Genomic DNA, 17,880 nt, shown 5'->3' with positions numbered 1-17,880 from the left:
GATACCGTTAAGCAGGTCGCCGACAATGCGCTGAGGTTCGTGCTGGCGCTTGACGGCAGTTGCCATGATCTCGTCGAAGGCAGCCTTCATGCCGTAGAGCTTGAGCTCGCCCATGAGGTCGAAGATTTGGGTTCGTTCCATCAGATGGTCCTCCGGAGGTTGTCGTAGCGGGCACAATCGGCGATCGGTGCATGACGGAGCGTCAGTGCGGCCGGCGTCATGATGTTGGCCGGTGGGGCGGGTTCACGTTGACGGGCCAGGATGTTGAGCACGACATCGGCGGAATGGACGCCATGACCGAGCGCTTCGGCACAGGCCGCTTCCACCGCGGACAGACCGTCAGTCAGCACCGCGGTGAGGATGTCGACCATCTGCCGATTGCCATCGTCGGTGCTGGCAAGCTTGCGCCGGATCCGCTCGATCGCGGCCGGCAGCACCCAGTCTTTGAAGGGAGCGCCGTTGCGCAAGGCACCGGGTTTGCGAGCCAGCACCGGCACATAGTGCCAGGGATCATAGGTCGTCTCGCCGCGGCCAAAGGATCGCGGGTGCTCGGCAACGATGCGTCCATCCTGACGGATCACGATGCGGTCGGCATAAGCCTGGACTTCGACCGGCCGTCCGACTGCGCTGGCTGCGACCGAGTACTTGTTGTTGTCGAAGCGCACCAGGCAGGTCTTCGAGACCGATGCCGTCACCGCATGGAAGCCGTCGAAGCGGCCGGCATAGGGAACGAGCTTGGGACGCTCGGCTTCGAACACTTCCCAGATCGTCTGATCGACCAGCTCCGGGTGGCGATGAGCCTTGGCGTAGGCGATGCATTTGTCGAGCAGCCAGGCGTTTAACTCGTCGAGGTTTTTGAACCGCAGCCGCGGCGTGAAGAAGCGCTCCCGGACCAGCCCGACCTGGTTCTCGACCTGCCCCTTCTCCCAGCCCGACGCCGGCGTGCAGGCGACCGGATCGACCAGATAGTGGCTGCACATCTGCAGGAAGCGGCGATTGTAGAGACGCCCTTTACCGACGAAGATCGTCTCTACGGCGGTCTTCATGTTGTCGTAGATGCCGCGGGTGCAGGTGCCTTTGAACAGAGCGAACGCCCGGTCGTGGGCGTCGAACACCATCTCCTGCGTCTCCCGCGGATAGGCCCGCACGAACAGCATGCGGCTGTGACAGAGCCGGACATGGGCGGCCTTCACCATCACCGTGGTCCCGCTCAGCAAGACCACCTCGTGGCTCCAGTCGAACTGGTAGGCTTCGCCTGGGGCAAAGCTCAGCGGGACATAAGCCGCCGCGGTCGATTGCCCGCGTTCTTTGCTCCACCGCCTGGCGTAACGCCGCACGGCATCGTAACCGCCGTCGTAGCCGCGGCCGCGCAGCTCTTCGAAGATCCGGATCAACGTCAGCTGTTCACGAGCCGATTTGGCCGCGTTCGCCGCCAGCAATCCGTCAAGCTCTACTGCCCATCGTCCCAGCTTTGGCCGCGGCTGCACCTGCCGCTCGTACTCGAAGGAGGTCTCTCCCGACCTCAGCACCTTCCGGACCGTGTTCCGCGACACCTTCAGGTCACGGGCGATCTCCTTGATCGTCTTGCCCTTGATGAAGTGCTCGCGCCGGATCCGGGCAATTGTCTCCACGATCAGCATCCCCCACCACCTGCTTCGTTCCAAAGCAGGCAGCGCAACAGATCAATCTGTAGGGGGTCAATTTTGGACGCCGATCCCCCGGCTTAGGGGGTCAATATTGCAGGCCGAATGACACTATTACGCCTCGAGCGACCGACGAGGCGAGCATCCACAGAGACATCTGGCCGCCTTCGCCGGCATCTTGCAGGCGGATTGCTACAGCGGCTTCGAGCCGCTGTTCGACCCGCAGAAGAAGGCGCTGCCGATTACGCCGGCGTTTTGCGTGGCCCATGCGCGGCGGGGCTTCTTCGAGCTGGCTGATATCGAGAAAAATGCTCGGGAAGGCAAGAAAGGCAAACCGGTCTCCCCGATCGCGCTGGAGGCTGTCAGACGCCTCGATACGTTGTTCGAGATCGAGCGCGCCATCAACGGCCGCGGTGCCGGCGAGCGGCGTGCCGCTCGCCAGGAACAGAGTAAGTCACTTCTCGAGGACATGCATGCCTGGCTGCTCCGCGAGCGCGAAACCCTCTCGCGTTCCTCCGAGGTCCTGAAGCCGATTAACTACATGCTCAGGCGCTGGGACGGCTTCGCCCGCTTCCTCGACGACGGCAGGATCTGCTTGACCAACAATTGCGCTGAGCGCGCATTGAGAGGCATCGCCTTGGGAAGGCGCAACTGGACCTTCGCCGGCAGCCAGCGCGGCGCCGACCGTGCCGCCATCATGCTGACGATGATCACGACCTGTCGCCTCAACGACGTCGATCCCAAGGCCTGGCTCGCCGACGTCCTGGCCCGTATCGCCGATCATCCCGCATCGCGTCTGCACGAGCTCTTGCCCTGGGAATGGAAGCTCCTGCGCCAGGCCGACAAGCCAGCCAATCAGCAGGCCGCCTGACCTTCACCCTTCACCCAATGCCATCATAGACCTCGCCGTGCCCGCGCGCATGCGTCAATCAGGCGGCCTCCGTCGTATGCGTACAATCAGGCTCAAGGCAATCGTGGTTCGGAACGAGCTCCATGGAACGGCCCTCGCTCACAGCGGCCCGTGCGGTAGGCTGGATAGCCGATAGCGCCGATGACATTCTCCGCTTGGATCCGCGAATCTGGTCTTCACAACCAATCTCCCACCAGAAGCCGCGCGTCTTAAAGCGCTGTATCACCTCGTGGGGCGTCCTGGAGAAGACCTAGCAGGCTGTTGAAGAACTCAGCCGCGTTCGCAAACGAAGGCTGAATCGTCGCCATTGTGTATGTAGAAGTGACCGACGAGCCTGCCCGCAGTGCCGATCATAGCTCATCCGCGACCGCAGGCGGGGTCATTCTCATCGTGCCCTTCCCATGAGAACTCCGCGCAGGCCGAACCGTCTCGCGCGCCGTAGCGGACATCGAGGAAGCCCTTCAGCGCACCGAAGGCAATTTCACCGTCGGACTTGCCCGTGAAGGTGAGATGCGCCTGTTCGACGAGGTCGAGGAAGGTATTCCTCCGCTAAGGGCCGCCTTGTTTGATGGGCGCGAGCGCTGCAGGTCCTAGGGGTAATCCTAGGAGAAGCGCTATGACGATTTCGAGGGCGGAGGTGATCACAACGGTCGAGCGGCGGCGCCGGTGGTCGCAGGATGAGAAGGAACGGCTCGTCGCAGCGTCGCTCGAGCCCGGCGCCAATGTTTCCGAGGTGGCTCGCGTGGCCGGGCTTCATGTGAGCCAGCTGTTCAGGTGGCGTAAGGAGCTTTGCAGGCACGGCGAAGCGAGCATAGCGCCGTTTGTTCCGGTCGAGATTGGGCCGTCTGCGCTACCGCGGGAGGTGGCCGAAGCGGCGTTGACGCCAACGGCGCGTCGACGCAAGAGCCAGGGCATCATCGATGATTGATCTTGGTAGCGGGCACCGCATCCGGGTCGATGGCGACGTTGATGGAGATGCGCTACGTCGCGTTCTCGATGCTTTGGTCCGCCGATGATCCCGGTTCCGACGGGCGCGCGAGTGTGGCTCGCGACAGGCTACACGGACATGCGCCGAGGCTTTCCGTCGTTGGCGCTCCAAGTGCAGGAGGTGCTGCACAAAGACCCGCTCAGCGGTCATTTGTTTGTCTTCCGCGGTCGCCGCAGCGATCTTGTGAAGCTGATCTGGCACGGTGTGCTGCAGAGCATGAAGGAGGTGAATAACCGAATTTAATGCGTACAGCTTTATGAGAGATGGAGGATGGCCCTCCTGCATCGGCGTTTCAGGCGCAGATGCAAAACCACGACACTGTGGCTTCGCTTAAAAGGCGCGGTCATGAGCAAGTGTTGCAAAAGTCCCGGGTGTACGGGGCAGGTAAGTATCCAGAAGGCGAGCGAAAGCGAATCTTCCGATGACGCGTCGAAAATTACTAAGGCGTCGCCAAAATCAGGGGCGCGTGCCATCCCTGAGATCAATCCGTGAGGCGCCTGGATTACTGCGCGGATGGCGACCGGCGTTTAGGGGACGCGATCTGGATACAGGCTCTTGTAGAGAACTGCAGGAACCAGTCGTTGTGATGCCAAGGGAGAAGTTCAAGCGGCGCACACCGCGAGACGAGAGTACCGAAGCACAACACTGGGGCGGATCGGCTCGTAGTAGTGATGAAGGTGCTGTAATGGGACTGGAGCGAAGGGGCCGAAACAAGTGGGTTGCTCCCATATGCAACTGTGATGAGCAGGAGGACATGTGAGTGTAACCGGACGTAAGCAGTACGATATCGACAAGCAGACAGTGATGAAGGCCTACCGATTGGTCAAAGCCAATGCGGGCTCGGCCGGCGTGGATAAGGTGTCGCTCGAAGCTTTTGAGAAGGACTTGAAGGGCAACCTTTACAAGGTCTGGAATCGAATGTCTTCTGGCAGCTACTTTCCACCTGCCGTTCGGGCTGTCTCCATTCCCAAGAAGAACGGCGGGCAACGCATTCTAGGTGTGCCGACAGTAGCAGATCGCGTGGCGCAAACGGTCGTCAAGCTGCAGATTGAACAAGCACTCGAGGAAATCTTCCTTCCCGATTCCTACGGCTACCGGCCCGGAAAATCCGCGCTGGACGCCGTCGGCGTCACCCGGCAACGGTGCTGGAGGATGGACTGGGTGCTGGAGTTCGACATCAAAGGCCTGTTCGACAATATCAGCCACAAGTTGCTTATGAAGGCCGTCAGGAAGCATGTGCAAGACGAATGGGCTCTGCTCTACATCGAACGCTGGCTAACAGCGCCGATGCAAGACAGAGACGGAGCGATCACCGCTCGCGACCGGGGCACACCCCAAGGCGGCGTGATCAGTCCCGTCCTTGCCAATTTGTTCTTGCATTATGCGTTCGATACATGGATGGCGCGGAACTTCCCGCAGTCGCCGTGGTGTCGATACGCGGACGACGGGCTCGTTCATTGCCGAACCAAGGCTGAAGCGGAAGCCATCAAGGCGGCGCTGCAAGCAAGGTTTAAGGAATGCGAACTCGAAATGCATCCCGACAAGACCAAGATCGTCTACTGCAAAGACAGCAATCGCCCGGGTAGCCATGCCAGTCAGTCATTTGACTTTCTGGGATTTACCTTTCGACCGCGCAGGGCAAGAAACCATCAGAAGAAAGAAAACTTCTGTACGTTCTCGCCAGCGGTCAGCAGGGCGGCGATGACGTCTATGCGTATGACGATCCGGCAGCTCCGCCTCAGGCTTCGCTCGCAGACGGAAGTCGACGCAATTGCCTTGGAACTGAACCCCGTCCTTCGTGGATGGAGGCAGTACTACGGCAGATATGGGCGGTCAGAAATGCACAACCTGTATCGATATGTCGACGAATCTCTTAACCGCTGGGCGCGACGCAAATACAAAGGGCTGAAGAATGGAAAAGTCAGAGCCTCCACCTGGCTCAGATTGATCCGCTGCCGCAGGCCGAAGCTGTTCGCTCATTGGGCGATGTTGAGTTCTGCCTCGTTACTTGTTGAGAGCCGTATGACGTGAGAGCGTCACGTACGGTTCGGAGAGCGGCTCCGGGTGCAACCCCCGGGGCCGACTCACCACGGCCAAGGAGCATGCCTTTTTACCAAAAGACTCGAGCGAGGAAGGTTCATCTGGCCATCGGTTGGCGGTGAAACGGTAACGATCTCGCCGGCGCAGTTGAGTTATCTGTTGTCCGGAATCGATTGGCGCACCCCGCAAGAAACCCAGCGTCCGACGCGGGTCGGATAACCGTTTTGGGTTTGAATCTGCTGCTCGATCTGATTCAATGGCTTCATGAGCTCGAAGCCAGACGATCTTCCTGCGGATCTTGCGAGCGCCTACATGGCGCTGCTGGCCGAGCGCAAGGCGTTGCAAGTTGAGCGCGATATCGCAGTCGCGGATGCCGCCAGCGCGCGGGCGGAGCTGTCGGACAACGAAGCGTTGATCGCACATCTCGAACTGCGGATCGAGAAGCTCAAACGCGAACTGTACGGGCCGCGGTCCGAGCGCACGGCGCGGCTGATCGAGCAATTGGAATTGGAGCTCGAAGAACTCATCACCATGGCGAGTGAGGATGAGCTCGCCGCGCGTGCCGCGGCTGCAAAGGTACAGAACGTTCGGGCCTTCACGCGCAAGCGGCCGGTGCGCAAGCCTTGGCCGGACGACATCGAACGCGAGCGGGTCGTCATTGAGGCGCCAACGAGCTGCGCCTGCTGCGGCGGATCGCGCCTGGCGAAGCTGGGCGAGGATGTGACCGAGACGTTGGAGGAGATCCCGCGCCGGTTCAAGCTGATCGAGACGGTGCGGGAAAAGTTCACCTGCCGCGATTGTGAGAAGATCAGCCAGCCGCCCGCGCCGTTCCATGCCACACCGCGTGGCTTCATCGGTCCGCAACTGCTGGCGACAATCCTGTTCGACAAGTTCGGCATGCATATCCCGCTCAACCGTCAGAGCGTGCGCTTTAAGGCCGAGAGGATCGATCTGCCGCTGTCGACGCTGGCCGACCAGGTCGGCCACGGAACCTTCGCCGTTATGCCGCTGTTCCAGCTGATCGAGCACCATGTGCTCGCGGCCGAGCGCCTACATGGCGACGACACCACCATCCGCATCCTGGCGAAGGGCAAGTGCACGACTGGGCGGATCTGGACGTATGTGCGGGATGACCAGCCGTTCGCCGGGCCTGCGCCGCCGGCGGCGGTCTATTACGCCTCGAGCGACCGACGGGGCGAACATCCCCAGAAGCATCTGGCCGCCTTCGCCGGTATCTTGCAGGCGGATTGCTATAGCGGCTTCGAGCCGTTGTTCGATCCGAAAAGAAAAGCGATGCCGATCACGCCCGCATTTTGCCTGGCCCATGCGCGGCGGGGATTCTTCGAGCTGGCCGACATCGAGAAAACGGCCAGGGAAGGCCGCAAGGGCAAACCGGTCTCCCCGATCGCGCTGGAGGCGGTCAGGCGTCTTGACGCTCTGTTCGAGATCGAGCGCGCCATCAACGGCCGCAATGCCGACGAGCGGCGTGCCGTACGCCAGGAGAGGAGCAAGCCGCTTCTCGATGACTTGCACGACTGGCTGCTCCGCGAGCGAGAAGCCCTGTCGCGCTCCTCCGAGGTCCTGAAGCCCATGAACTACATGCTCAGGCGCTGGGACGACTTCTCCCGCTTCCTCGATGATGGCAGGATCTGCCTCAGCAATAATGCCGCTGAAAGAGCGTTGCGCGGCATCGCGTTGGGCAGGCGCAACTGGACCTTCGCCGGCAGCCTGCGCGGCGCCGACCGCGCTGCCATCATGCTGACGATGATCACGACCTGCCGCCTGAACAACGTCGATCCCAAAGCCTGGCTCGCCGACGTCCTCGCCCGGATCGCCGATCTTCCCACTTCGCGTCTGCGCGAACTGCTGCCCTGGGAATGGAAGCTCCTGCGGCAAGCCAACAACCCCACCGATCAGCAGAGCTGGCGCCGGTTGTTTGGACAGCGCCCCGCGGGATTTAAGTGGATTCCTGCCGGGTTATGCTGAACGCGGGGCCTTTCGATTTTGTCGTTGCGTCGGGAGGGCGTAGCCCGACCAGAGCGACGACAAAATCGTCGGCGACGGTCATGCGGCCATCACCATAGCTTGCGTGCCGAAGTAAGCCTCGTCGGGCGTGCGCCCGTCAAGGCTCGAGTGAGGGCGTCCCTGATTGTAGAAGGCCAGATACTTGGCAATTGACGCTCGCGCCTCGGACACGCTGTCGTAGGCGCGGAGATAAACTTCTTCGTATTTGACCGTGCGCCAGAGCCGCTCGACAAACACGTTGTCGCGCCAGGCGCCCTTGCCGTCCATGCTGATGGCGATCTTCGCGTCCAGCAGCACATCGGTGAACTCGAGGCTGGTGAACTGGCTGCCCTGGTCCGTGTTGAAAATCTCGGGCCTGCCGTGCTTCGCCAACGCCTCCTGGACCGCTTCGACGCAGAAGGCCGCCTCCATTGTGATCGAGACGCGATGGGCCAGGACCCGTCGGCTGAACACATCGACGACCGCCGCGAGATAGACGAAGCCACGCCGCATCGGAATGTAGGTGATGTCCATTGCCCACGCCTGGTCGGGCCGCTCGATCTTCAATCCGCGCAACAGGTACGGGTAGATCTTGTGACCCGGTGCCGGCTTACTCGTGTTCGGGCGACGATAGACCGCCTCGATCCCCATGCGCTTCATCAGCGTCGCGATGTGGCGGCGACCGGCGTATACGCCCTCCCGCCGCAGCAACGATCGCTGCATACGCGCTCCCGCGAAGGGATAATCGAGATGCAGCTCATCGAGCCGACGCATCAAGGCAAGGTCCTCGGCCGAAACTGGCCGAGGTTCATAGTAGACCGTGCTGCGAGCCAGCTTCAGGACCTTCGCCTGGCGCACGATAGAAAGATCATGACCGCGGTCGATCATCGCTTTGCGCTCAGCAGGCCCGCCTTGGTGAGCGCGCCGGACAAAAAATCGTTTTCCAACGCCAGCTCGCCGATCTTGGCATGTAACGCCTTCAAATCGACCGGCGTCTCGGCCGACGCCTTGTCATGCCCAAACACGCCGGCGGCGCCTTCCAGGAGCTGGTTTTTCCAGATCGTGATCTGGTTCGGATGAACATCAAACAGTTGCGCCAGCTCCGCCAGCGTCTTGTCGCCTTTGACCGCAGCCAAAGCAACCTTCGCCTTGAATGCCGGAGAATGCATCCGGCGGCTCTTCTTCGTCATCTTCGCTCCTGATTCGCGGCAAGAATCCTCGCCGCTGTCAGGCAGAAAATCCACTCAAGCTACTGTCCGAATTTGCGGAGCCAGCTCTCAGCAGGCCGCCTGACCTTCACCCAACGCTATCTTACAGATCGCCACGCCCACGCGCATGCGTCAATCAGGCGGCCTTCGTCGTATGCGTACCGAGGAAGTCGCCGTCCCAGTTGTCCATTTCGACGATGCGCCAACGGCCAGCAAAGGCCTTGGCGAAGCCGGGCACCTTGGCCATCAGCCGGCCTCCGCGATCAGCTTTGGCAGCCGCACCAGATTGTAGGCGGCGGCAGCGAAGGTAAAGGCCCATCCGACGCGTTCATGGCCACGGAAGCGGGTCTTCTCTTGCCCGGCGACCGTCTTGATCCAGCCGAATGCCTCCTCGATCCGCTTGCGGATGCGCTGGCTGGCGGCATAGCCGCCGTGCCGGGTCGTTCGCCCGTCGATCGCAGAGCTGCAGCCGCTGGTGTTCTGCGCAACATGCGGCGTCACGTTCATCGAGCGCAGCTCGTTGACGAAGTCTTCTGCGTCGTAGGCTTTGTCGGCGCCAAGCGTGATCGCTGTCGGCCGGTCGGCACGCGGTTCGATCAGGTGCAGCGCGGCCACCCGTTCGGCATGCCCGTCGGCCCGCGTCAGGCAGGCGTCGACCAGCAGGCCGTGGCGGTTCTCCATCAGCCCATGCCCGATGAAGCACAGCTTCGTTTCCTTGTCCTTTCCCTTGCGGTAAAGCCTGGCATCCCGATCGGTGGTCGAAGCATGGGTGTCGTTCGAGCGCTTCTGGCCATGGAAGTCCGCTTCGGCATTGCACCCGCCGCCTTGCGCCGGCGGCGCGCCAGAGCCTCTTCACGCTCTTCATCGAGGCCCAGGCCTCGATCAGCGTACCATCGACCGAGAAGTGATCGCTCGACAGCAGCTTCTTCACCTTGGGCTGCGCCAGCACCGCCGCGAGGAACTCGGCCGCGATGTCGCCTTCCAGCAACCGGTCGCGGTTTTTCGAGAACACCAAATGGTCCCAGGCTCCGTCGTCGACGCCAATTCCGACGAACCAGCGGAACAGCAGGTCGTATTCCAGCCGTTCGATCAAAAGCCGCTCCGAGCGGATCGAATAAACGCTTGCAACAGCATCGCCCGCAGCAGCTTCTCCGGCGGGATCGACGGCCGCCCAATCGGCGAATAGAGCGCGGCAAACTCGCGCTCCAGCGTCGACAGCGCCTCGTTCACGATCGTCCGGATCGCTCGCAGCGGATGGTCACGCCGCACCCGCGCCTCCAGATCGACGTAGCTGAACAGCTCGCCCGTTCGATTGTCGCCGCCGCGCACGCACCATCTCCGAATCTCGTCAGAGCCAATGAATCACGGTCGCTGGTCGGCGGCGAGCACCTTTTTCAACAGCCTGCTAGTCTGACTGAGTCACAAAACCGCCGGCCAGAATCAGCGATGGATGAAGCACGGACCATCAGTCGAGAGGCCGACATGAGCGGGCGTGGCACCAAGACGAGCGAGAAGCGATTTGCGACGTATTTGGAAGGGCTTGCCAGTGTCATCGGTCATGCTGATCGGAAGGCGCCGCTGCGCGACTATTGCGTCGGCCTGATGGCCTGTGGCGGTCGCAAGAGCGTGGAGTCGATGGCGGCGGTGACAGCTCCGGAACGGACGGCCGCCCAGCATCAATCGCTGCTGCATTTCGTCGGCAGCGGCGCCTGGTCGGATGAGAAGGTGCTGGGCAAGGTACGTGAGATGGTCCTGCCGGCGATTGAACGCCAGGGCCCCATCGAAGCCTGGATCATCGACGATACCGGATTTCCCAAGCAGGGCCGACATTCAGTTGGAGTTGCACGGCAATATTGCGGGCAGCTCGGCAAGCAGGATAATTGTCAGGTGGCGGTGTCACTGTCGATTGCCAACCACCACGCCAGCCTGCCTGTCGCTTATCGCCTTTATCTTCCGAAGGAATGGACTGAGGACTGCGATCGGCGGCGCAAGGTGGGCATTCCTGCCGAAGTTGGCTTCCGGACCAAGCCGGAGATCGCGCTGGAGCAGTTGCGGTGGGCCTGCGCGAGCGGCCTTCCACGCGGTGTCGTACTGATGGACGCGGGCTATGGCAATAACAGCGACCTGCGCACGGAGATCACGGCGCTGGGATTGACCTATGTGGCGGGTCTTCTGTCGAGCACAACGGTATGGGCGCCCGGTACGGTCCCTTGCCGCCGAAGCCATGGTCGGGCCGCGGCCGTCCACCGAAACTGATGCGCCGCAACCGTCAGCATCAGCCGGCCGCCGTCAAGGCGCTCGCGATCGGCCTGCCGGCCAAAGCTTGGCGCACCATCACGTGGCGGCAAGGAACGAACGAAAAGCTGACCTCGCGCTTTGCCCGCGTGCGGGTCCGTGCCGCGCATCGTGATTATTGGCAAACCACCCGGCGATTGGAGGAATGGTTGCTGATCGAATGGCCAAAAGGCGAGGACCAGCCTACCAAATACTGGCTCTCGACATTGCCGGAGGATGTGGCATTCCGGACTCTCGTTGAGACGGCTAAATTGCGCTGGCGCATCGAACGCGACTATCAGGAACTCAAGCAGGAGGTCGGGCTCGGCCACTTCGAGGGACGCGGCTGGCGCGGCTTTCATCATCACGCAACAATGTGCATCGCAGCCTACGGATTCCTGATCTCCGAGCGGGAGACGATTCCCCCCTCAGGCACTCGGCACGCCCGGCCGATCCTGCTCGATCGCATTCCCGCAGATTACAGACCCCGCGGATTTGCCGCTGCGGACCCAACGTCACATTCCAAATTCGATCGCGACGATGCGACGGCGCCTCGAACATGGGCTCGTCCGAACGCTGTCGAGATGTCCTTGTTGTGCGATCAAGTTCGACCACTAGACAGATCATCGTTTGTGACGCAGTAGGACTAGAGGCCTTGACCGCGAGGGCCGGCCGTCAAGCAGTCGACGCGAGTGATCCTTCCAGCGAAGCCATCACCGAACGCGTACAGAACGTCCGCGACATTTCATCAGGGGCTGGTGCGGCGGGAATGTGTCCATTACGGCCGCGAGCGAGCGGTAAGCGCAAGCTAAGGCCGTCAGCCAGCGTGGCTCATTGGCATAAGCGCAGCTCACCTTGCCGCCCGCACACGGATCTTCACTTCGAGGTCACAGACCAGTTGTTGAAATTGAAGTTCTTTCCCCCCGGGGACGAGGTAATCTCGACGCCGTATTGGACGCTACCGACGTTTATGTCGCCAAAGTACCCCTTCGACTTGATCCACTGCAGGATACTCTTGATGTCCACTGTCCCGCTGTTGGTCTTCGAAGTGCGCAGCAATGAGATGACCTTGTGACCATGGGGGCCTTCACCTTCAAACACGTTCCAAGTCGCTCCGCCTACATTGACATTGCTGTAGACCGGAATCGCCGCACCGGAAGGGGCATAATGATATGAAATGGGCTTAACGTTGCCGCTCCCGTCCGAGTTTCCGGTGTAGTTTGTCCAGAGCATTACCTCATGCTGGTTTGAGCTGTCCCAGATATCGTAGGCGACATCCCAGGCGCCGCCAGTAGGAACCTCCTGATTGAAGCTCGAGCTCAGAGTGTTGATTGAACTGAGCGGTTTCCCGATACTAAAAGCCTCGTGCGGATAGCTCTTGATGCCCGGCGTATTAGGCTGGTTCGACCATACGCTCCACCGGTTGACGCCACTCACCGAAATCGTCTGAGGCCCAGGGCGCGGACCCCATACGTCGTTGTTCCAAGAGTAGCCTTCGCGTGAAAAGCTTCCGTATGGAGCGCTCGAACTCCAAATCGGAGCCTGCGCCGTTACAAGCGCGGCAGATGATAATGACCCGGCTTCATTCGCGGCCTGCCTAAATAGATCATGATCCTCCTGTGTCCGGACGTACCCCGGTGGGGACCCTTGCGCGCCGCCACCGTTTATCCGATTGGAATCCATAAAGCTCTCCTTTCGATTATGATAACAAAGTCTCCTGCAGATTCGCCCAGCGGGTAGCCTAGTTCAGCATAGGCGGCATTGGCATCTAGAGACCGGGTTCGAATGCTAGGAAGGTTGGCTTTCGAGAAGCTGACGAGCTCGAGGAGAAAGGTGGAGCCGCGCCCGGGTTTGCCGTCTTTCGGATGACAACAGCCTGCTGAGACAGTGGCAACGATCCACTGGATGACTAGCCTAGTTCGAACATACTTAGAGCGAACGTCCAACAAAGAGTGTGGCGCTCTCGTTCGACTTACCGAAGTTCGCAAATTTATGGGTAATGCCGTGACTCCTTCTAAAGGTCGGATTCGTCTGGCTCGTTCATGGGGGGACTCTTATATCTCATAGCCAGACGGTCTAACCAGCGCTGGCGCGCAGTCAGTTGTTCGTCCGTGGTGGGCGACGGCTTTCGTCCACTGAGCTGCTGCCGGTTTGATGGACACCGAGATTAGGTGTTTCATGAAGCCGGAGGTGGCGATGAAAAGACGGAAGTTCAGCCGCGAGTTCAAGGTCGAGGCGGTCAAGCTGGTGCGGGAACGTGGGGTGTCGGTGGCGCAAGCTGGCCGTGACCTGGATGTTCATGAGAATGTTCTCCGCAAATGGGTGAAGGAGTTGGGCTCCGACCCGGCGCAAGCCTTTCCCGGCCACGGGCAGATGAAGCCGGAGCAGCAGGAGATCGAGCGGCTGCGCCGTGAGGTCGCCAAGCTGAAGGCCGAGCGGGATATCCTAAAAAAGGCCGCAGCCTACTTCGCGAAGGAAGCGACATGAAGTTCGCCTTCGTCGCGAAGCACCGGACGATCTGGCCGGTGGCATGGCTATGCGATGCGCTGGGAGTGTCGCGGTCGGGCTTCCATGCCTGGCTGAACCGCTCTCCCAGCGCCAGATCCCGCAGCGACGAGGAGCTCGGCGGCAAGGTCAAGGCCAGCTTCGCCGCCAGCGACCGCACCTATGGCGCACGCCGGGTGTGGCGTGACCTGCTCGCCGACGGGGCGGATTGCGGCCTGCACCGGATTGAGCGGCTGATGCGCCTGCAAGGCTTGCGGGCGCGGCCGCGACGTCGGCGCTTACCGAAGGACAGCGGCGATCGACAGCTCGAGACCGTACCGGCGAACCTCCTTGACCGGCAGTTCGCCGCCGAGCGGCCGAACCAGAAGTGGATCGCCGACTTCACCTATCTCTGGACGGCCGAAGGCTGGCTCTATGTCGCAGCGGTGATCGACCTGTTCTCACGCCGCGTGGTGGGCTGGTCGATGAGTGCCTCCATGACGGCACAGCTCGTGACGGACGCATTGTTGATGGCCGTCTGGCGGCGCGGCAAGCCGGATGCGCTGTTGCATCACTCCGACCAGGGCAGCCAGTACACCAGCGAGCAGTTCCAGCGCCTGATGGCCGACCACGGCATCGTTTGCAGCATGAGCCGCTCCGGCAACGTCTGGGACAACGCGGCGATGGAGAGCTTCTTCTCCTCGCTCAAGACCGAGCGTACGGCCAACAAGATTTATCAAACCAGAGATGAGGCACGCGCCGATGTGTTCGACTACATCGAACGATTTTACAACACGACCCGCAGGCACTCGACCATCGGCTATCTCAGCCCGGTTGAGTTCGAGCGCAAGGTGGGATTAGCTTAAGCGGGTGTCCATCAAACCGGCAGCAGCTCACACGCATGCCTCTACCCTCAATGCGAACTGACCGAAAGTAAGCGGCAAGGTGAGGCCGTAAGGCGGCCGCGTTCCATGGCATAAGCGCATCGATTTCGCTGCTCGGCCAGCCGTTGGCGAGCGCACGGTCGAACGGATCTGAGCCGGCATCGCGCACAAGCGCAACAAGGCCATGGATACCCTTGCGGAAGTCGACTGGATGGCTGGCGAGGAACACCTTCACACCAGAGGGGATCATGCCGAACGGGCCGCGCGGATCACCCGCTGCAAGTGCGCTTCGTCGATATCCACGCCGGCACGCACGACTACCTCGCCCTTGGCAATCTCGATCACTGCGCCTTCCACAGACGCCACCACAACCTCGCAACTCGAGTGCCGTGAGCGATAATGCCGCTCGGCCCGAGCATCAAGGCGCCAGGCGAACAGCTGCGGCGGGTGAATGCCAATCCGATGGGCGATCGCCGATACGCTCGCGCCGGGCTCCAGCGCTTCTGTCACAACTTGTGCCTCGAACTCGTCCGACCAGCGTCGGCGAAGCTGACGCGGCGCTCCCTCAAGACTGTCGGCGACCGCTTCGATCATATGGAAGGTTCTAGTTCCAGAATTAGGCGCAGACATAGAAGCCTTATCGGCTCACAAACTCAGCAGCCGATAGCCGATCGCTCACACCCTCCGCCAGATGGGGTCTCTTAGGCGCTTACGCGAGACGCTTGATGCGAACCATTCATGGATAAAGATGACCGAGGTTTAGCTCATGCGCGGTGACATCGTCATGGCGCGTACGCGTCACTCAAACAATCGCTCAACCTCGGCACGATGAGCGACCCGCATCACATGGAGCAACGTTTGCGTCATGCCGGGCCGTGTCCAATTGACCATCGCGATGTCGGAAATGCGACACCGCGCAACGCTGATTTGCGGAGTAGCCTGCTTGCTGCTCGCTTTTACGCCGGATCTGCTCAGGTAAACCCGTAAGTGGCACGTCGATTGCCGAGGCGAGGACTGGTGTAGCCAGAGCACTCGCAGCGGGTCTGGTGCTCGGGAGCTCCCATGAATTTCGTGCCTTGACTTGGTCAAAGCGGTGGCATCACGATTCCTTGGGAATGCACAGTCGTAAACATCACAAGCTGAAAGTTGTCGCAGAACTGAGGTACGGATTTAAGCTTCAGTGAAGGAAGGCAGGATGATTAAGAGGTTTCGTTACCTTGGCGGTCAAAGGAGGGGGCAACGTGGACCGTAGCTCTTATCTGCCGATGACCTCCGGCGAAAATAGCTGACTTGCCGATTGAGCCGATGCGACGGGGCGCCATTCTTATCCACGCATTGTTTGCCGTCAGGGCGTGTGAGACAAATTGAAGGATTTTGCGGAGGGAGGATTTCTGGTTCATCGTAGCCACCAGGAGCGAAGATGAAGCAGAAATCCGGACCGGGCAAAGCGCCGGCAGAACAGGTACTAAGGGACATTCGGCGCCAGACCCGCCGGCAGTATTCGGCGGAAGAGAAGATCCGCATCGTGCTGGAAGGACTGCGGGGCGAGGAGAACATCTCCGAGCTCTGCCGGCGTGAGGGCATTGCCGCCTCAATGTATTACGGCTGGTCGAAGGAGTTCCTCGAAGCCGGTAAGCGCCGCCTGGCGGGCGATACGGCGCGTGCGGCGACTTCCGGCGAGGTGACGGATCTCCGTCGTGAGACGGCCGCATTGAAGGAAGTCGTGGCCGACCTCACCCTTGAGAACCGCCTGCTCAAAAAAAGCATGAACGGGGATGGGGAGGACGAGGTATGAGATATCCTGCGTCCGAGAAGGCCGAGATCATCCAGTTGGTCGAGCAGTCGCACCTGCCGGCCAAGCGCACGCTGGACAAGCTCGGGATCCCACGCGCCACGTTTTATAGATGGTATGATCGCTATCGTGATGGCGGCGTCGAGGCGCTGGCTGACCACCGGTCTCGACCTGACCGGATATGGAATCGCATCCCCGACGATGTGCGGGGCCAGATCATCGACCTGGCGCTGGAGCTGCCCGAGCTGTCGCCGCGCGAGCTGGCCGTGCGGTTCACCGACGAACGGAAGTATTTTGTCTCCGAGGCATCGGTCTATCGGCTGCTGAAGGCGCATGACCTCATCACCAGCCCCGCCTATGTGGTGATCAAGGCGGCGAACGAGTTCAAGGACAAGACCACCGCCATCAACCAGCTCTGGCAGACCGACTTTACCTACCTCAAGATCACCGGCTGGGGCTGGTACTACCTGTCGACCGTGCTCGATGACTTCTCGCGTTACATCGTCGCCTGGAGGCTTGGTCCCACGATGTGTGCCTCCGACGTCACGGCCACACTCGACCAGGCACTCGCGGCCTCCGGCCTTGACCACATCACCGTCGCGCACCGGCCGAGGCTTCTCAGCGACAATGGTTCGAGTTACGTCGCGGACGATCTGGCCAGGTGGCTCGAACACAAGGGCATGCAGCACGTGCGCGGCGCTCCGTATCATCCCCAAACCCAGGGAAAGATCGAGCGCTGGCATCAGACCCTGAAGAACCGCATTCTGCTCGAGAACTATTATCTACCTCACCACCTCGAACGGCAGATCGGCGCCTTCGTCGAGCATTACAACCACGTCCGCTATCATGAGAGCATCAAAAACCTGACCCCGGCTGACGTCTACTTCGGCAGAGCCGAGACCATCCTAACCGAACGACAGCGCATCAAGCGTGAGACCATCGCAAACCGCCGCTTGCAGCACCAACTGCAGGCCGCTTAAACTCCAACAACAGATGAGCCAGAGCCTCCCTTCTCGAAAAGCCTGATTAGTCTCAAATTATCTGACGACGGACACCACGCATGTGATGCCAGAACATTGCAGTGTTCGCGAGAACAGCATCATATCGGAACATAATGCGGCACTTTTGGCGCCGGAGGTGAGTCCGATGACTGACTACAGGGAATGCAGTGGGCTTGGTGCTTTGCTGTGGCGTTCCATCGGCTTCCTGACAGGATCGGTATGGCCGGCGCGCTGGAGCGATTGGCACAAGTGGAAAGTCAATGCCGAGAAAATTGCATGTTGATTGCTCGCTGAATGGAAAGTCTGACAGCGAGCACAATATGGTAAATAACGCCGGGATGCTACGCGCCATGGCAAGGGACGTACAAGTATTCGCTGTGCGTTCTGAGCTCGAGGCGACAACGGCCAAGCCCCTCGGGCATTGCCGTTTCGCCTCGGATCGTCGAGCACTGGGTATATCGCGTCCGCATCGAAAGGCGCGAGCATCACAATCGCGAGTGCCATGATCGTTCGAGATAAGAAGCGAGCCGCCGTGATCAGCGTGGTGCTCCCGTTCGTGTTGGAGCATTGGGTAAGGCAGCCCCTCCGTGTCACGATTATCCTTGTCGGTTTTCTCGGCGCAACGGTGGCCGACCTGTTCATGCCCGTGTAC

9 protein-coding genes and 7 pseudogenes are annotated in these 17,880 nt (G+C 60.8%); 9 read left to right on the top strand and 7 right to left on the bottom strand.

What is annotated here, in order from left to right:
• Positions 1-9: 9 nt before the first annotated feature.
• Positions 10-141: pseudogene (locus HAP54_RS02200) on the bottom strand (IS21-like element helper ATPase IstB); the annotation flags it as partial.
• Positions 142-149: 8 nt separating this feature from the next.
• A pseudogene (gene istA / locus HAP54_RS02195) lies at positions 150-1,640 on the bottom strand (IS21 family transposase); the annotation flags it as partial.
• Between the two features lie 115 nt (positions 1,641-1,755).
• Between istA and tnpC (HAP54_RS02190) the strand changes: the two are divergent.
• Positions 1,756-2,514 (top strand): annotated as a pseudogene (gene tnpC, locus HAP54_RS02190) (IS66 family transposase); the annotation flags it as partial.
• Positions 2,515-2,823: 309 nt separating this feature from the next.
• Here tnpC (HAP54_RS02190) and HAP54_RS02185 read toward each other — a convergent pair.
• Positions 2,824-3,033 (bottom strand): annotated as a pseudogene (locus HAP54_RS02185) (hypothetical protein).
• Between the two features lie 136 nt (positions 3,034-3,169).
• On the opposite strand from HAP54_RS02185, the gene tnpA reads away from it, so the two are divergent.
• The 5 genes and pseudogenes from tnpA to tnpC (HAP54_RS02160) all read left to right on the top strand — a co-directional run.
• Positions 3,170-3,481, top strand: coding sequence for an IS66-like element accessory protein TnpA (gene tnpA / locus HAP54_RS02180; RefSeq protein ID WP_166298498.1), 312 nt, complete (start codon positions 3,170-3,172; stop codon positions 3,479-3,481).
• A gap of 84 nt (positions 3,482-3,565) precedes the next feature.
• Complete coding sequence (tnpB, locus tag HAP54_RS02175; protein ID WP_166298587.1) at positions 3,566-3,784, top strand: IS66 family insertion sequence element accessory protein TnpB; 219 nt, start codon at positions 3,566-3,568, stop codon at positions 3,782-3,784.
• Positions 3,785-4,345: 561 nt separating this feature from the next.
• Positions 4,346-5,572, top strand: coding sequence for a group II intron reverse transcriptase/maturase (gene ltrA / locus HAP54_RS02170; RefSeq protein WP_166306448.1), 1,227 nt, complete (start codon positions 4,346-4,348; stop codon positions 5,570-5,572).
• A gap of 33 nt (positions 5,573-5,605) precedes the next feature.
• Positions 5,606-5,800 (top strand): IS66 family insertion sequence element accessory protein TnpB, encoded by a 195-nt coding sequence (gene tnpB / locus HAP54_RS02165; protein ID WP_166294302.1) that lies wholly within the window; start codon positions 5,606-5,608, stop codon positions 5,798-5,800.
• A 45-nt stretch (positions 5,801-5,845) separates the two neighbouring features.
• Positions 5,846-7,468: pseudogene (gene tnpC / locus HAP54_RS02160) on the top strand (IS66 family transposase); the annotation flags it as partial.
• A 177-nt stretch (positions 7,469-7,645) separates the two neighbouring features.
• Here the strand turns inward: tnpC (HAP54_RS02160) and HAP54_RS02155 are convergent.
• Both HAP54_RS02155 and HAP54_RS02150 read right to left on the bottom strand, forming a co-directional pair.
• Positions 7,646-8,775 (bottom strand): IS3-like element ISRj2 family transposase gene (locus tag HAP54_RS02155; protein ID WP_166204126.1). Its coding sequence is split into 2 segments (ribosomal slippage): positions 7,646-8,523 and positions 8,523-8,775, totalling 1,131 coding nucleotides; the frame shifts between segments, so codons are not numbered across the junction.
• Between the two features lie 264 nt (positions 8,776-9,039).
• Positions 9,040-10,122 (bottom strand): annotated as a pseudogene (locus HAP54_RS02150) (IS5 family transposase).
• A 153-nt stretch (positions 10,123-10,275) separates the two neighbouring features.
• Here HAP54_RS02150 and HAP54_RS02145 point away from each other — a divergent pair.
• Positions 10,276-11,711 (top strand): annotated as a pseudogene (locus tag HAP54_RS02145) (IS701 family transposase).
• Between the two features lie 232 nt (positions 11,712-11,943).
• Here the strand turns inward: HAP54_RS02145 and HAP54_RS02140 are convergent.
• On the bottom strand, positions 11,944-12,750 hold the full coding sequence (locus tag HAP54_RS02140) for a glycoside hydrolase family 12 protein (RefSeq protein WP_166214462.1): 807 nt from the start codon (positions 12,748-12,750) through the stop codon (positions 11,944-11,946).
• A 513-nt stretch (positions 12,751-13,263) separates the two neighbouring features.
• On the opposite strand from HAP54_RS02140, the gene HAP54_RS02135 reads away from it, so the two are divergent.
• Positions 13,264-14,417, top strand: a protein-coding gene (locus tag HAP54_RS02135; protein WP_166295259.1) for an IS3 family transposase whose coding sequence is annotated in 2 segments (ribosomal slippage) — positions 13,264-13,513 and positions 13,513-14,417 — 1,155 coding nt in all. Because the reading frame shifts where the segments join, the coding sequence is not laid out codon by codon here.
• 264 nt (positions 14,418-14,681) lie between these two features.
• On the opposite strand, the gene HAP54_RS02130 is transcribed toward HAP54_RS02135, so the two are convergent.
• On the bottom strand, positions 14,682-15,029 hold the full coding sequence (locus HAP54_RS02130) for a transposase (RefSeq protein WP_224496933.1): 348 nt from the start codon (positions 15,027-15,029) through the stop codon (positions 14,682-14,684).
• A gap of 826 nt (positions 15,030-15,855) precedes the next feature.
• Between HAP54_RS02130 and HAP54_RS02125 the strand changes: the two genes are divergently transcribed.
• Positions 15,856-17,207, top strand: a protein-coding gene (locus HAP54_RS02125) for an IS3 family transposase (protein WP_166208706.1) whose coding sequence is annotated in 2 segments (ribosomal slippage) — positions 15,856-16,192 and positions 16,192-17,207 — 1,353 coding nt in all. Because the reading frame shifts where the segments join, the coding sequence is not laid out codon by codon here.
• Positions 17,208-17,880 lie beyond the last annotated feature (673 nt).

The organism is Bradyrhizobium sp. 2S1, from assembly GCF_011516625.5.
GTDB classification, from domain to species: Bacteria; Pseudomonadota; Alphaproteobacteria; order Rhizobiales; family Xanthobacteraceae; genus Bradyrhizobium; species Bradyrhizobium septentrionale.
The sequence above is the reverse complement of the archived record's forward strand: the minus strand, read 5'-3'. Positions and strand labels throughout refer to the sequence as shown.

What these genes read in the sequence shown, in the direction of transcription:
- tnpA (WP_166298498.1), top strand. Translation starts at nt 3,170, where the DNA reads ATGACGATTTCGAGGGCGGAGGTGATCACAACGGTCGAGCGGCGGCGC.
- tnpB (WP_166298587.1), top strand. Translation starts at nt 3,566, where the DNA reads ATGATCCCGGTTCCGACGGGCGCGCGAGTGTGGCTCGCGACAGGCTAC.
- ltrA (WP_166306448.1), top strand. Translation starts at nt 4,346, where the DNA reads ATGAAGGCCTACCGATTGGTCAAAGCCAATGCGGGCTCGGCCGGCGTG.
- HAP54_RS02140 (WP_166214462.1), bottom strand. Translation starts at nt 12,750, where the DNA reads ATGGATTCCAATCGGATAAACGGTGGCGGCGCGCAAGGGTCCCCACCG.
- HAP54_RS02130 (WP_224496933.1), bottom strand. Translation starts at nt 15,029, where the DNA reads ATGATCGAAGCGGTCGCCGACAGTCTTGAGGGAGCGCCGCGTCAGCTT.